13 protein-coding genes are annotated in these 14,042 nt (G+C 73.7%); 9 read left to right on the forward strand and 4 right to left on the reverse strand.

The genetic code is table 11. The features are described 5' to 3' along the window. Nucleotides 1–64 precede the first annotated feature (64 nt). Nucleotides 65–994, reverse strand: coding sequence for an alpha/beta fold hydrolase (locus ACWGL3_RS04855; protein WP_267948788.1), 930 nt, complete (start codon nucleotides 992–994; stop codon nucleotides 65–67). 146 nt (nucleotides 995–1,140) lie between these two features. On the opposite strand from ACWGL3_RS04855, the gene ACWGL3_RS04860 reads away from it, so the two are divergent. Beyond that, nucleotides 1,141–1,458: an ArsR/SmtB family transcription factor gene (locus ACWGL3_RS04860; protein WP_267948789.1), complete on the forward strand. Its 318-nt coding sequence runs from the start codon at nucleotides 1,141–1,143 to the stop codon at nucleotides 1,456–1,458. Between the two features lie 108 nt (nucleotides 1,459–1,566). Continuing rightward, nucleotides 1,567–2,838, forward strand: coding sequence for a heparan-alpha-glucosaminide N-acetyltransferase domain-containing protein (locus ACWGL3_RS04865; RefSeq protein ID WP_267948790.1), 1,272 nt, complete (start codon nucleotides 1,567–1,569; stop codon nucleotides 2,836–2,838). On the opposite strand, the gene ACWGL3_RS04870 is transcribed toward ACWGL3_RS04865, so the two are convergent. Next, nucleotides 2,813–3,502: a hypothetical protein gene (locus ACWGL3_RS04870; RefSeq protein WP_267948791.1), complete on the reverse strand. Its 690-nt coding sequence runs from the start codon at nucleotides 3,500–3,502 to the stop codon at nucleotides 2,813–2,815. The genes ACWGL3_RS04865 and ACWGL3_RS04870 overlap by 26 nt on opposite strands. A 34-nt stretch (nucleotides 3,503–3,536) precedes the next feature. After that, entirely contained in the window at nucleotides 3,537–4,085 is a 549-nt protein-coding gene (locus ACWGL3_RS04875; RefSeq protein ID WP_412759557.1) for a GNAT family N-acetyltransferase, read from the reverse strand. A gap of 549 nt (nucleotides 4,086–4,634) precedes the next feature. On the opposite strand from ACWGL3_RS04875, the gene deoC reads away from it, so the two are divergent. The 5 genes from deoC (at nucleotide 4,635) to ACWGL3_RS04900 (ending at nucleotide 10,632) form a co-directional block, all read left to right on the forward strand. Then, nucleotides 4,635–5,582 (forward strand): deoxyribose-phosphate aldolase, encoded by a 948-nt coding sequence (gene deoC, locus ACWGL3_RS04880; protein ID WP_267948792.1) that lies wholly within the window; start codon nucleotides 4,635–4,637, stop codon nucleotides 5,580–5,582. A gap of 4 nt (nucleotides 5,583–5,586) precedes the next feature. Beyond that, nucleotides 5,587–7,017 (forward strand): aldehyde dehydrogenase family protein, encoded by a 1,431-nt coding sequence (locus ACWGL3_RS04885; protein ID WP_267948793.1) that lies wholly within the window; start codon nucleotides 5,587–5,589, stop codon nucleotides 7,015–7,017. Beyond that, the gene (locus ACWGL3_RS04890) at nucleotides 7,010–7,978 is read left to right on the forward strand and encodes an aldehyde dehydrogenase family protein (RefSeq protein WP_267948794.1); all 969 of its coding nucleotides are present in this window, start codon (nucleotides 7,010–7,012) and stop codon (nucleotides 7,976–7,978) included. Before ACWGL3_RS04885 ends, ACWGL3_RS04890 begins: the two co-directional genes overlap by 8 nt. A 163-nt stretch (nucleotides 7,979–8,141) precedes the next feature. Beyond that, complete coding sequence (locus ACWGL3_RS04895) at nucleotides 8,142–8,939, forward strand: purine-nucleoside phosphorylase (protein WP_267948795.1); 798 nt, start codon at nucleotides 8,142–8,144, stop codon at nucleotides 8,937–8,939. Nucleotides 8,940–8,952: 13 nt separating this feature from the next. Further along, a complete protein-coding gene (locus ACWGL3_RS04900; RefSeq protein ID WP_452460908.1) occupies nucleotides 8,953–10,632 on the forward strand; it encodes a phospho-sugar mutase in 1,680 nt (559 codons plus the stop codon). Nucleotides 10,633–10,638: 6 nt separating this feature from the next. Here the strand turns inward: ACWGL3_RS04900 and ACWGL3_RS04905 are convergent, their stop codons facing one another. Further along, nucleotides 10,639–11,130: an Lrp/AsnC family transcriptional regulator gene (locus ACWGL3_RS04905; protein WP_267948797.1), complete on the reverse strand. Its 492-nt coding sequence runs from the start codon at nucleotides 11,128–11,130 to the stop codon at nucleotides 10,639–10,641. 879 nt (nucleotides 11,131–12,009) lie between these two features. Here ACWGL3_RS04905 and ACWGL3_RS04910 point away from each other — a divergent pair. Both ACWGL3_RS04910 and ACWGL3_RS04915 read left to right on the forward strand, forming a co-directional pair. Continuing rightward, on the forward strand, nucleotides 12,010–13,011 hold the full coding sequence (locus ACWGL3_RS04910) for a thiamine pyrophosphate-dependent dehydrogenase E1 component subunit alpha (RefSeq protein ID WP_267948798.1): 1,002 nt from the start codon (nucleotides 12,010–12,012) through the stop codon (nucleotides 13,009–13,011). Further along, complete coding sequence (locus ACWGL3_RS04915) at nucleotides 13,008–14,036, forward strand: alpha-ketoacid dehydrogenase subunit beta (RefSeq protein ID WP_267948799.1); 1,029 nt, start codon at nucleotides 13,008–13,010, stop codon at nucleotides 14,034–14,036. Before ACWGL3_RS04910 ends, ACWGL3_RS04915 begins: the two co-directional genes overlap by 4 nt. The last annotated feature ends 6 nt before the right edge of the window (nucleotides 14,037–14,042 follow it).

Here is a 14,042-nt window from a genome sequence, read left to right on the forward strand (position 1 = left end):
GGCAGCGTCAGATGTGTAGCAGAGACCGCCGTGGCGGAGCCCGGCCCCTCGCGCCGGGGCGGGGTCAGCGCAGGAAGGACTCCAGCGCGTCGACCACGGCCTCCGGCTGCTCCTCGGGCAGGTAGTGCCCGCAGTCGGCGATCTCGACCACCCGGACGTCGGCGCCCTTGGAGGGCATCAGGTCCCTCAGGTAGGCGTAGTTGCTCTCGTCGCCGCCCAGGGCGAGGAGCGGCGCCTCCACCTTCCCGTAGTCCCTCTCGTGCTCGATGTCGGTGTTGAAGGCGCGGTACCACGCGTTGCCGGAGCGGATGGCGTCCGCCGTGGAGTAGGCGCGGCCGTAGACCTGCCGGGAGCGTTCGTCGATCGAGGCGGGGTCCTTGGCCGAGCGGTCGAAGAGCCAGTCGGAGAGCAGGCGGTAGCGGCCCTCCAGCAACGCCTCCGGCAGGCCCTGCACCTGGTTGAGGGCGAACCACCACAGGTAGGAGCCGGACACGCCCGTCCGGTCGGGGTCGACGTACTGGTGCGGTCCGGGCAGGAGGGTGAAGGAGGACCAGTCCCCGTCCGGGTGGGGGACGTCCAGGAGGCAGATCCGGCCGGTCGACTCCGGGAAGAGGGCGGCGTGGGCGTAGGCGACCATCGCGCCGATGTCGTGTCCCGCGATGCTGACGCGGGTCAGCCCGAGGTGTTCGGCGAGGGCGTGGACGTCGCGCGCCATGGTCCTCTTGTCGTAGCCCCCCTCGGGCTTGGAGGAGGATCCCATGCCGCGCAGGTCCACGGCGATCACCCGGCGGCGGCGCGCCAGCGCGGGCATCACCTTGTTCCACTGCCACCAGGTCTGCGGCCACCCGCCCAGCAGGATCAGGGGATCCCCGTCCCCGTCCCCGCCGGAGACGTAGTGCAGCCGGACGCCGTCGACGTCGGCGTGGCGGCTGGAGAAGCCGCCGTCGAGCGAGTGTGCGAGCGCGGTGTCGCTCAGGGGGTCGACCGTGGTCATGTGGGGGTCCTCTGTCCGGGGGCTGCGGCCGTCCTTTTGTACGAAAAAACCGTACAAACGAACTGTACGGAATCCTCGTACGGATGTGCGTCGGCTGTCAAGGCCCTCGGGCCGCTGTTCGTACGCTATTCCCGTACAGTGGTCGCATGGCAGGACTCCACCACCCCGACACCGCCGACATCGAGCTCGTCGACGTGCTCGCCGCCCTGGGCCACCCCGTCCGGATGGAGGTCGCCCGCACACTCGCCGACGGCGAGGAGCGGTTCTGCGGCGAGGTCGTCCCCGAGATCCCGAAGTCGAGCATGACCCACCACCTGCGTGTGCTCCGGGAGAGCGGGGTCATCCGCCAGCGGCCCGACGGTCGCAGGCTCTACCTCGCCCTGCGCTGCGCTGACATCGACGGGCGCTTCCCCGGCCTGCTCGACATCCTCCTCGCCGCGTCCCCTCCGCGGTCGTCGCCGTGACCGCTCCCCGGTCCGGCGGAACGGCGTTCCGCGCGTGGCCGTCTGTGGCCACGCGGTGGCGGCGCCGCGCATTGTTGCGGGGGACAGAACGGGCATAGCCTGACGGGCGTGGCACAGAACCAGTCTGACGACACCTCCACGGCCCCCGCCGGACCGCCCTCGCCGAAGGCGCGGATCGACGGCATCGACGCGGCCCGCGCCCTCGCCGTCTTCGGGATGTTCGTCGTCCACCTCGGGGTGGCCTCGATGGGTTTCCTGTCGCCCGAGAACTACGCGTGGGACCTGCACGGCATCGTGCGGGGCAACTCCTCGGCGCTCTTCGCCCTCCTCGCCGGGGTCTCCCTGGCGTTCATGACCGGACGCACCGTCCCCGCCGCCGGGGAACCGCTGCGCCGGGCCATCGCGCGCATCCTCACCCGGGCCGTCCTCATCGGGCTCCTCGGCGCGGTCCTGGACGTCATGGCGGTGCCGATCGCGATCATCCTCACCTACTACGCCGGGTTCTTCCTGCTGGCGCTGCCGCTGGTGAAGCTGCGCCCGGGCGCGCTGTGGGCGGTGGCGGGCGCCCTGGCCGCCGTCGGACCGTTCCTGTCGTTCGCGCTGCGCGAGGCCTTCTTCCCCCCGCAGCTGCGGAGCGGCTCGGTGCCGACGCTCACGGAGTTCTTCCTGACCGGCTACTACCCGGCGGTCACCTTCATGGTCTTCGTGGTCGCGGGCATGGCCGTCGGACGGCTCGACCTCACCGCCACCGCCGTCAGGGTGCGCCTGGCGGTCACGGGCGCGGCGCTGTCCGTGTTCGCCTACGGGGGGTCGTGGCTGGCACTCGGCCCCCTGGGCGGGCTGGACCGGCTCGTCGCGGCCAGCGGCCCGGAGCTCACCGGCCTGACACCGGAGGCCGCCGCCGATCCGGCGGTGGCGGAGCAGGTGCGGTACGCGGTCACCGACCACGCCGAGTCGATCTCGGGGCAGGTCCCGACCGACACCTGGTGGTGGCTGGCGGTCAACACGCCGCACACCGGCACCACCTTCGAGATCGCCGAGGCGGTCGGCCAGGGCCTCCTCGTGCTCGTGGCCTGCCTGTTCCTGTGCGACCGGTTCCGGATCGCCATGTACCCGCTGACCTCGGTCGGCCGGATGCCGCTCACCGTCTACAGCGGGCACATCCTCGTCCTGGCGGTGGTCATCGGGGCCGCCGGATCCGCGTGGGCCTCCCCGTGGCTGCTGGAGTGGTTCGTCCTCGGGGCCCTCCTGTTCGCCACCCTCTGGAGGCTGCTCGTCGGCAGGGGGCCGGCCGAACTCCTCCTCGGCGAGGCGGCGAACGGGGCCGTCTCCCTCGTCGACGAGCGAAGACGGACTAGCGGAGGCCGTCCCGGCGGGTGATGTTCGCGGAGGTGCGGTCCCGGTGGGCGAGGGAGTCGCTGCTGGTGCGGGAGTTCTGCCGGATGAGCCGCCGGGCGTCGTCGGCCGCGGAGCGCGCCGCCGACCGGCTCGCCACGGGCCGCTGGGACACCTCGGCGTCCTCGGGCAGGCCGATGTCCACCGGCAGCCCCGCGCGGCTGATCACCCGGAGCTGGGCGCCCTCCTGCGACTGCGAGGGGCGGATGTCCCCGTCGGGGGTGCGCCACGCCCTCATGCGCTCGCGGAGCCAGTCGGTGCCCTGCCGCTCCGGACCGAGGGGCCAGGGCGCCCCGTCGGGGCGGTGGCCCAGGGCGTGCAGCACGTCGGAGACGGTCCACCCGGCGGAGAAGAAGCGCGCCGTCTCCTCGCGCAGGAACCGGAAGTCCACGCGGCGCAGCGACGGGTCCTCCCTGCGCAGGGTCTCGCAGGCGTCGTGGACGTCCCGGGGCGTGTGCCGGGGGCGGTGCATCGGGTCGGCCTCGGGCTTGCGCAGCAGCGCGTCGTCGACCGTCACGATCACCTCGCCGCGCCGGTTGTCCCAGATGCTCACGTCGTCGCGCGCCCACCTCTGGGACTCGACGAGGGCAGCCGCCATCCTGCGCAGGTCGACGCGGTCGTCGTCGCTGCTGATCCGGAACTCCGCCATGGGGCAAGCGTACGCCGACCCCGGCGGCCGCGTGTCAGGACCCGCCCCCGGCGGCGAGCGGCCGGACCATCACCAGCTGTATGCCGTCCGGCTCGGTGAAGAGGCGCCGGCCCGTGAAGGAGAACCCGGCGGCCCCGTACACCCGCGCCGCCCGCCGGTTGGCCTCGTCGACGCACAGCACCAGCTCGGAGGCGTCCGGCGCGACCTCCGCCGCGAGCCGGTCCAGCAGCGGGGCCGAGCACGAGGCCCGTCCCACCCCCTTCCCCTCCCAGTCCGGGGCGACGTGGAAGGCGCGCAGCAGAACCGCGTGCGCGGGATCCGGCACCAGGTCGCGCGCGTGCACCGCCCGGTCCAGGACGCCGAAACCCGCGCACGAGGCACGCGCCCCGGCCGCGTCCCGCACCGGTCCGGGCCCCGCCACGACCGCGAAGGGGGTGCGTGCCGGGTCGGCGTCGGCGAGGGGGAGCGTGGCCGCGGGCGCCCTCACGTACCCGCGCCGTCCGGGCAGCGGACGGTGCTCCAGCACGGCCGCCCTGAGCAGGGCGGACTCGGAGGTTCCCCGGTCCAGGCGCACCAGGCGCAGCCCCGGGGGGCCGGACCGCCGGGCGCCGGCCGTGCCCGGCCGGCCTGCGGCGCCGTCCCCGTCCCCCGTGCGGCCGGCGGCGTCCGCGCCCGTGCGCGGACCGGTCCGCCCCGTCGTGTTCGCTGGTGCCACCGCTCGCTCCTGTCGACTCGGCCGGGCCCCTTCCGGAGCCCGGCGGGGGTCCGGTCCGCGCCAGTCTCGCACCCCGTCCGGGCGGCGTGGAGGAGTACCCCGGTCTAGACCGCGTGGGCCCCCGATGCCGGTGAGGTCCCGGCCCGAGTGTCCGTTTTCAGGGATTTTCCCACCCGGGTTGGAGGAAACCACCACTCGGCTCACCGGTCCTGGTTGGAGGCTTCTCCAACCTTCGGCAATGCCCTCAGGGCGGATACTGACGGCCGCTCCGCCCGGGGTTATGGTGACTGCCTGAGTGCCCGGCCCCGGGGGCGACCCCGGCCGGACGCCCGGGGAACGGGCCTTCGCGCACGCTTCCCCGAACCGCTTCCGCCGACCTCGGCGGGCGGACCGGCCAGCAACCCGATCGAGCAGTAGGTGCCCGTGCCCCACACCGCATTCGCGCCCGAGGCGACGACCAACCGCGCCCTCAGGGCGTTCCTGCACGGACTTCCGGGCGTGGACGAGGTCGGCGCGCGGTCCCGGGCCCAGGACCTGGCGACCCGGTCGATCAAGACCACCGCCAAGGCCAGGGCCGTCGACCTGGCCATCAGCATGGTCGACCTGACCACCCTGGAGGGGGCCGACACCGTCGGCAAGGTCCGGGCCCTGTGCGCCAAGGCCGCCAACCCCGACCCCTCGGACCGCACCGTGCCGCGCGTCGGCGCCGTGTGCGTCTATCCGGACATGGTCGCCACCGCCGTCGCGGCGCTGGGCGGCACCGGGATCGGGGTGGCCTCGGTGGCCACCGCCTTCCCGTCCGGCCGGGCCCCGATGGAGGTCAAGCTCGCCGACACCCGCCGCGCCGTCGCCGACGGCGCGAGCGAGATCGACATGGTCATCGACCGGGGGGCGTTCCTGTCCGGCGACTACCTCAAGGTCTTCGAGGAGATCGCCGCCGTCAAGGAGGCCTGCGGCGCCGCGCACCTCAAGGTCATCCTGGAGACCGGCGAGCTCGTCACCTACGACAACGTCCGGCGCGCCTCGCACCTGGCGATCCGGGCCGGGGCCGACTTCGTCAAGACCTCCACCGGCAAGGTGTCCCCGGCCGCGACGCCGCCGGTCACCCTGGTGATGCTGGAGGCCGTCCGCGACCACCACGCCGACACCGGGCGGCGCGTGGGCGTCAAACCCGCCGGGGGCATCCGCACCACCAAGGACGCCGTCCGCAACCTGGTCATGGTCAACGAGGTCGCCGGCCCCGACTGGCTGACCCCCGACCTGTTCCGGATCGGCGCCTCCAGCCTCCTCAACGACCTGCTCATGCAGCGCACCAGGCTGACCACCGGCACCTACCCGGGCCCCGACTACTACACGCTGGACTAGAGCCGTGATCTTCGAGTACGCGCCCGCACCGGAGTCCCGCTCCGTCGTCGCCCTGCGCGAGACCTACGACCTGTTCGTCGACGGAGGGTTCTCCCCCGCCGAGGGCGGGGAGTACCTCACCACCCTCAACCCCGCCGACGAGACCCCGCTCGCGCGGGTCGCCGTCGCCGGGCCCGCCGACGTCGACCGCGCCGTCGCCGCCGCCCGCCGCGCCCAGGAGACCGTGTGGGGCCGGATGAGCGGTGCCGAACGCGGCAAGTACCTGTTCCGCATCGCCCGCATCGTCCAGGAGCGCTCGCGCGAACTGGCCGTGCTGGAGTCGCTGGACAACGGCAAGCCCATCAAGGAGACCCGCGACGTCGACGTGCCGCTGGTCGCCGCGCACTTCTTCTACTACGCAGGGTGGGCCGACAAGCTCGCGCACGCGGGCCTCGGCCCGGACCCGAAGCCGCTCGGCGTCGCCGCGCAGGTCATCCCGTGGAACTTCCCGCTGCTCATGCTCGCGTGGAAGGTGGCACCCGCCCTGGCCACCGGCAACACCGTGGTCCTCAAGCCGGCCGAGACCACCCCGCTCACCGCGATGGTCTTCGCCCAGATCTGCCAGGAGGCCGAGCTGCCCCCGGGCGTGGTCAACATCCTGACCGGTGCGGGCGAGACCGGGCAGGCCCTGGTCGAGCACCCCGGCGCCGACAAGGTGGCCTTCACCGGCTCCACCGGGGTGGGGCGCCGGATCGCCCGCTCCGTCGCGGGCACCGGCAAGCGCCTCACCCTCGAACTGGGCGGCAAGGGCGCCAACATCGTCTACGACGACGCGGCGATCGACCAGGCCGTCGAGGGCGTCGTCTCGGGCATCTTCTTCAACCAGGGCCACGTGTGCTGCGCGGGATCCCGGCTGCTGGTCCAGGAGTCGGTCGCCGAGGAGTTCCTCCCGCTGCTCAAGGCGCGGATCTCCAAGCTGCGCCTGGGCGACCCCCTGGACAAGAACACCGACATCGGGGCGATCAACTCCGCCGCCCAGCTGGAGCGGATCCGCGAGATCACCGACACCGGGGAGGCCGAGGGCGCCGAGCGCTGGTCGCCCGCCTGCGACCTGCCGGAGAACGGCTACTGGTTCGCCCCCACGGTCCTGACCGGCGTCAGCCAGGCCCACCGGGTCGCCCGCGAGGAGATCTTCGGGCCCGTCCTGTCCGTCCTGACCTTCCGCACCCCCGAGGAGGCGGTGGAGAAGGCCAACAACACCCCCTACGGCCTCTCCGCGGGCGTGTGGACCGAGAAGGGCTCCCGCATGCTGTGGACCGCCGAGCGCCTGCGCGCGGGCGTGGTCTGGTCCAACACGTTCAACAAGTTCGACCCCACCAGCCCCTTCGGCGGCTACAAGGAGTCGGGATACGGCCGCGAGGGCGGACGGCACGGATTGGAGGCCTACCTTGGCTGAGCGGCGGAGTACCGGGAAGGCCGGCAGGGGCGCGGCCGAGGCCGCCGAGGGCCGGGGAGGGAGCGCGGCCCCCGCGTCCGGCGTGCCCGCGCGCCTCGCGGTCCGCAAGACCTACAAGCTCTACGTGGGCGGGGCCTTCCCCCGCTCGGAGTCGGGCAGGAGCTACCCCGTGACCTCCTCGAGCGGCGAACACCTGGCCAACGCCTCCCTCGCGTCGCGCAAGGACGCGCGCGACGCCGTCACCGCGGCCCGCAAGGCCTTCGGGGGCTGGTCGTCGCGCACCGCCTACAACCGGGGCCAGGTCCTGTACCGGGTCGCGGAGGTCCTGGAGGGCCGGCGGGAGCAGTTCGCCGCCCAGGCGGCGGCCGCGCAGGGGCTGTCCCGCGCGGACGCCGACCGGGTGGTCTCCGCCGCCGTCGACCGGTGGGTGTACTACGCGGGCTGGACCGACAAGTTCGCCCAGGTGCTCGGCGGCGCCAACCCCGTGGCGGGCCCCTTCTACAACCACTCGGCCCCCGAGCCGACCGGCGTGGTGGCCGTGTTCGCGCCCCAGGACGCGCCGCTGCTCGGCCTGACCTCCGTGATCGCGCCGGTCGTCGCCACCGGCAACACGGCGGTGGTGGTCGCGTCCGAGACCGCGCCCCTGGCCGCCGTCGACCTGGCCGAGGTGCTCGCCACCTCCGACCTCCCCGGCGGGGTGGTCAACCTGCTGACCGGCAGGGTGGGCGAGATCGGACCGCACCTGGCCTCCCACGCCGACGTCAACGCCCTGGACCTCGCCGGCTCCGGGGAGCTGGCGGTCGAGTTCGAGCGGGCTGCGGCGACCACCCTCACCCGGGTGCTGCGGCCCCGGCCCGCGCCCGGCGGGGGAGAGGACGCCTGGCTCGACCCCGACCCGGGCACCTCGCGCATGACCCCCTTCCTGGAGACCAAGACGGTGTGGCACCCCGTCGGGGTGTAGAGAAGGGGGACCGGCGCCCCGGAGCGGGCGCCGGTCCGCGCGCGGAGGAGCGGTGGCGCCGGCGGACGGGCCGGGCCGCCCCCGACCGGTCATGTCCCGCCCCCCGCGCACCGGGGCGACACCCCGCGCCGCCGGCGCGGCACGAACGAACGGAGAGCACCCAGTGACTCGCACACCCCAGGCCGCCGCAGAGGACGCCGCCGCGGAGCTGCGCTCGCGCACCGGCGTCGACGAGTACGACGTCGCCCTGGTCATGGGATCGGGGTGGGCGCCCGCCGCCGACCTGCTCGGCGACTCGGGGCACGAGCTGGCCGCCTCCGACCTGCCGGGCTTCCGGCCCCCCGCGGTGGAGGGGCACAGCGGCACGATCCGCAGCATCCGCGACGGCGGCCGCAGCGTGCTCGCCTTCCTGGGCCGCACCCACCTGTACGAGGGCCACGGCACGGACGCGGTCGTGCACGGCGTGCGCACGGCCGTGGCCGCCGGGGCCCGGACCGTCGTCCTGACCAACGCCGCGGGCGGCATCAACCCCGCCTACGCGGTGGGCTCCCCGGTGCTGATCGCCGACCACCTCAACATGACCGCGAGGTCGCCGCTCACCGGCGCCACCTTCGTGGACCTCACCGAGACCTACACCCCGGCCCTGCGCGAGCTGGCCCGCAGGGTGGACCCGGACCTGCCCGAGGGCGTCTACGCGGCCATGCCCGGCCCGCACTTCGAGACCCCCGCCGAGATCCGCATGCTCCGCGCCATGGGAGCCGACCTGGTCGGCATGTCCACCGTCCTGGAGGCGATCGCCGCCCGCGAGGCGGGCGCCCAGGTCCTCGGCCTGTCGCTCGTCACCAACATCGCCGCCGGGCTGGAGGGCGCCAACCTCGACCACGAGGACGTGCTCGCCACGGGCCGGGAGTCCGCGGGAACCGTCGGCCGCCTGCTCGCCGACATCGTCGCCGGGCTCTGAGGGAACGGGACCGATGACCGCCGACACCGCCGCCCTCGCCCGGGAGTGGCTCGCCCAGGACCCCGACCCCGCCACCCGCGAGGAGCTGCGGGGGCTGCTGGAGCGCGCCGGCAGGGGCGAGGCCGCCGCCCTGGCCGGTCTCGCCGACCGCTTCGGCGCACGCCTGGAGTTCGGGACCGCCGGCCTGCGCGGAGCCCTGGGAGCGGGCCCCAACAGGATGAACCGCGTGGTGGTGATGCGGGCCGCGGCCGGCATCGCCGCCTGGCTGCGGGGCAGGGGCGGCGCCGGGGCCCACGTGGTCGTCGGCTACGACGCCCGGCACCGGTCGGCGGACTTCGCCCGCGACAGCGCCGCCGTGCTCACCGGGGCCGGGCACCGGGTGTCCCTGATGCCCGGGCCGCTGCCCACCCCCGTGCTGGCGTTCGCCGTCCGGGACCTGGGGGCGGACGCCGGGATCATGGTGACCGCGAGCCACAACCCGCCGCAGGACAACGGCTACAAGGTGTACGCCGGCGGGACGGGGGACGACGCGGGGGCCCAGATCGTCTCCCCGGTGGACACCGAGATCTCCGCCGCCATCGACGCCGCGGGACCGGTCGGCGTCCTCCCCCTGGGGGAGGGGTGGACGGTGCTGGGGGAGGAGGCCGTGGACCGCTACCTGGCGGCGGTCACCGCGCTCGTCCCCCGGCGCGAGCGCGCGCTGGCCACCACCTACACCGCCATGCACGGGGTGGGCGGCAGGGTGCTCCTCGCCGCGATGGAGCGGGCCGGGTTCGCCCGCCCGTCCGTGGTCCGGGAGCAGTTCGACCCGGACCCCGACTTCCCGACCGTGGAGTTCCCCAACCCCGAGGAACCCGGTGCGATGGACCTGGCGACGGCGGCCGGCGCCGCCGACGGCGCCGACCTGGTCATCGCCAACGACCCGGACGCCGACCGGCTCGCGCTCGCCGTCCCCGGGCACGGCCTGCTCACCGGCAACGAGGTCGGGGGGCTGCTCGCCGAGTACGTGCTGGACCACACCTCCGGGCCGGACCGCGTGGTGGCCACCTCGATCGTCTCGTCCAGCCTGCTGGGCAAGATCGCCGCCGACCGCGGCGTGCACTACGAGGAGACGCTGACGGGCTTCAAGTGGCTGGCCCGCGCGGGGGGTCCCGGGCAGCGGCGGGTCTTCGCCTTCGAGGAGGCCCTCGGCTACTGCGTGGGAGGGGACGGGGGCCGCCCGGTCGCCGACAAGGACGGGGTGGGAGCGGCCCTGGTGGCGGCGGCGCTCGCGGACGACGCGAAGAGGGGCGGCAGGTCCCTGGTCGACCTGCTCGACGACCAGGCCCGCCGGTACGGACTGCACCTGAGCGACCAGCTCTCGGTGCGGGTGGACGACCTGTCGGTCATCTCCGCGGCGATGCGGCGGCTGCGCGCCGAACCGCCCACCGCGTTCGGCCCCCTCGAGGTCGCGGGGGTCGACGACTTCGCCGGCGGACACGCGGGACTGCCGCCGACGGACGCACTGCGCTTCCGGCTGGAGGGCGGGGCGTGGGGGCGCGTGACGTTGCGTCCCTCGGGGACCGAGCCCAAGCTGAAGGCGTACGCCGAGGTGGTGCTGGAGGTGGGGGACGACGTCGCGGCCATCCGCGCGCGTGGCTCGGACATGCTCGCCGAGCTGATGGCCTCGGTCGCCGGGGCGGTCAGGGGATGAGGGGCCTCACTCGCCGTCCGAGGGTTCCACGACCGGCCGGTGCACGACCTCGTCGATGACGGTGAGCGTCTGGGTGGACGTCACACCGGGAAGCGACTGCAGACGGGTCAGGATGAGGTCGCGCAGCTGGTTGGTGTTGGCCACGCGGACGAGGAGGACGATGTCCGCCGAGCCGACCACGTACCAGCAGTACTCGATCTCGGGGTACGAGGACAGGATCTCCCGGTTGGCCCGCCAGTCCGGCTGGCTGCCCGAGATGAGGACGAGCGCGGTGACGCCGAGCCCCATCTTGGAGTGGTCGGTCACCACGGAGTACCCGCGGATGACGCCCTCGTCGGTGAGCCGCTTGATGCGGTTGTAGGCCGTGGCTCGGGAGACGTTGGCCAGGGCGGCGATCTCGGTGATGCCTGTTCGCGCGTCCTTGGCGAGGGCGCTCAGGATCGTCTGGTCGGTCGTGTCCGGCCGCCGGCCGTTCCTGCGCTGGTCGCCCATGGCCATGTGGGTCTCCTCGTGTGCTCTTGTTCTCAGGATGGAGCCCCTTCCCTCTTCGTGGACCGGGGCTAACGAACTACCAGGTAAACGTTGTTTGCGTCCATCGGAGTCTCAGTCGGCGAGATGGGGTCCGGATGGGTGTCCGGCCGGTCACCGGGAGGTGGCGTACCGGGAGGGCGGGGGCGGGGGAACCGTTTCGGGAGATCCGGAGTGCGGGGCGCGTGTCGGCGGGGAGTCCGACTGTACCCATGGTTGACGCGGACGGCGGGCGGCGGGTTTCCCCGACCGGCGGGTAACCGCGCCGGCGTGTCCGGGCGGTGACGGAACTTCTTGCTCGGCGGCCGTTTCCGGCCTCATGTGTCGTGTCGTGGGGGGCGTTCCCTGGCTCGGTGGTCGGGCTGATCCGAACGTACGCGCTCGGCGTCGAACACGCACCCCTGGTAGTCAACCGCGATGGTTCCGTGATGATAGGCCCTACCTCCGACGGAACCGAGGGGTTTTCGGGTGATGCCCAGGTGTTCGTGAGGGTTGGTGACAGTAAGCGCTGTATAGGTCACCGTGTCGTTTTCGCAGGTGAACCAGGTCCTATGTTAGACATTCAAGAACGTGATGGTGGTATTCGTTCTCTTTTGTTTCAACTATTCCTGAATATCTAGCGCAAGTGTCGAGTTGTCCGGAGAATCGCCGTAGAGGACAGACACCACCCGGTCCGGACGCGCCACCACGTGCGGCGGGCCACGTTGGGAGCCGCTCGACATGCCCGCCCGCCGCTCACCATCGCCCCGGGGACCGCTCCGGGGGAAGCACGGGGACACCCCCCTCGACGGAGGCCCCGTGCGCCCGGTCCCGCCCGCCCACGCATCGGCCGCACCCGAACACATCAGCGTGGACCACCTCCGGCCGGACCTCACCCGCGCCCTGTACCAGGCCATGCGGACGGCGCGCGACCTCGACGCCGAGGCCGTCGCCCTCCAGCGCCAGGGCGTGTTCCCCGCCTACGTGTCCGTGCGGGGACAGGAGGCCGCCCAGGTCGCGAGCGCCACGGCGCTCGACCCCGAGCGCGACTTCGTCTTCCCGACCTACCGCGAGATGGCCTCCGCGCTGGCCTACGGCGTGGACATGGTCGGCTACATGGCGAGCCACCGCGCCCTGTGGCACGGCGGCCTCTACGACGTCATGGCCTCCCGGTTCGGCGCGGTCAACGCCGTGGTCGGCGGGCCCGTCCCCCACGCCGTCGGCTGGGCCGTGGGGGAGCGGCTGCGCGGCGGCGACGGGGTGGCCCTCTCCTACTTCGGCGACGGCGCCAGCTCCGAGGGCGACGTCCACGAGGCGATGAACTTCGCCGGGGTCTTCGGGGCGCCGGTCGTGTTCTTCTGCCAGAACAACCGGTGGGCGCTGTCGGTGCCCAACGAGCGCCAGGTCGCCGGCGGATCCGTCGCCGCGCGGGCCGAGGGCTACGGCATGCCCGGGGCCGTCGTCGACGGCAACGACGCGGGGGCCGTGTACGAGGCCACCGCCGAGGCGGTCGCCCGCGCCCGCTCCGGCGGGGGGCCGACGCTCATCGAGGCGCTCACCTACCGGGTGGAGCCTCACTCGACCTCCGACGACCCCGGCCGCTACCGGGAGGACACCGAGGCGGAGCACTGGCGGGTGCACCGCGACCCCGTCGCCCTGCTGCGCGCGGCCGTCCTCGCGGCCGGGCACGCCGACGAGGCCGACCTGGCCGAGGCCGACGCCGAGGCCGCCGGGCGCGCGGAGGAGATCCGCGACGGCGTGGCCGGGGCCCCGGAGCCCCACGGCTCCGAGCTCTTCACCCACGTCTTCCGGGAGACCACCGAGGAGCTGACCCGTCAGCACCGCACCTGGCAGGAAGAGGTCGAGCTGTGACCGAGCTGATCGAACGGGCCGGGGCCGGCCCCGACGCCGCCGGGGCCCCGCCCGTCGAGCTGTCCATGCAGCAGGCCGTCAACCGCGCCCTGCGCACCCTGCTCGCCGAGGACCCGGACGTCCTGGTCTTCGGCGAGGACGTCGGAGCCCTCGGCGGGGTCTTCCGCGTCACCGACGGGCTCCAGCGGGAGTTCGGCGACAAGCGTGTCTTCGACACCCCCCTGGCCGAGTCCGCGATCATGGGGATGGCGGTGGGACTGGCGATGAACGGCTGGAGGCCCGTGCCCGAGCTCCAGTTCGACGGCTTCGCCTATCCGGCGATCGACCAGATCGTGAACCAGGTGGCGCGCATGAACTACCGGACGCGGGGATCGGCGCCGATGCCGATCACGCTCCGGCTGCCCTCCTTCGGCGGCATCCAGGCGCCCGAGCACCACGGGGAGAGCCTGGAGGCGCTCTTCGCGCACACCCCCGGGCTCAAGGTCGTCGCGCCCTCCGACCCGGCCGAGGCCTACACCCTGCTCCTCCAGTCGGTGCGCTCCGACGACCCCGTCGTCTTCATGGAGCCCAAGGCCCGCTACTGGGACCGCAGGCCCGTCCGGTTGCGCGAGCCCAGCGACCCCATCGGCACCAGCCGTGTGGTGCGCGAGGGCAGCCACGCCACCCTCGTCGCCTGGGGCGCCATGGTGCACAAGTGCCTCCAGGTGGCCGAACTGGCCGCCGAGGACGGGGTGGACCTGGAGGTCCTGGACCTGCGCTGGCTCAAGCCCGTCGACACCGCGGGGCTCGCCGCCTCGGTGTCGCGCACCGGGCGCGCCGTGGTCGTGCACGAGGCGCCGCTGACCGCAGGGCTCGGGGCGGAGGTCGCCGCGCTCGTCACCGAGAACTGCTTCCGCGACCTGTCCGGGCCCGTCCAGCGCGTCACCGGGTTCGACGTGCCCTACCCGGCCGGGCCCCTGGAGGGCCAGTACCTGCCGACCATCGACCGCATCCTGCTCGCGGTCCAACGGACCCTGGAGTACTAGACAGAC

This window comes from Nocardiopsis sp. NPDC055824, assembly GCF_053616335.1.

Bases quoted from the DNA above. Each gene is read 5' to 3' on its own strand.
- ACWGL3_RS04855 (WP_267948788.1), bottom strand. From the start codon at position 994: ATGACCACGGTCGACCCCCTGAGCGACACCGCGCTCGCACACTCGCTC.
- ACWGL3_RS04860 (WP_267948789.1), top strand. From the start codon at position 1,141: ATGGCAGGACTCCACCACCCCGACACCGCCGACATCGAGCTCGTCGAC.
- ACWGL3_RS04870 (WP_267948791.1), bottom strand. From the start codon at position 3,502: ATGGCGGAGTTCCGGATCAGCAGCGACGACGACCGCGTCGACCTGCGC.
- ACWGL3_RS04900 (WP_452460908.1), top strand. From the start codon at position 8,953: ATGACCGCCGACACCGCCGCCCTCGCCCGGGAGTGGCTCGCCCAGGAC.
- ACWGL3_RS04905 (WP_267948797.1), bottom strand. From the start codon at position 11,130: ATGGCCATGGGCGACCAGCGCAGGAACGGCCGGCGGCCGGACACGACC.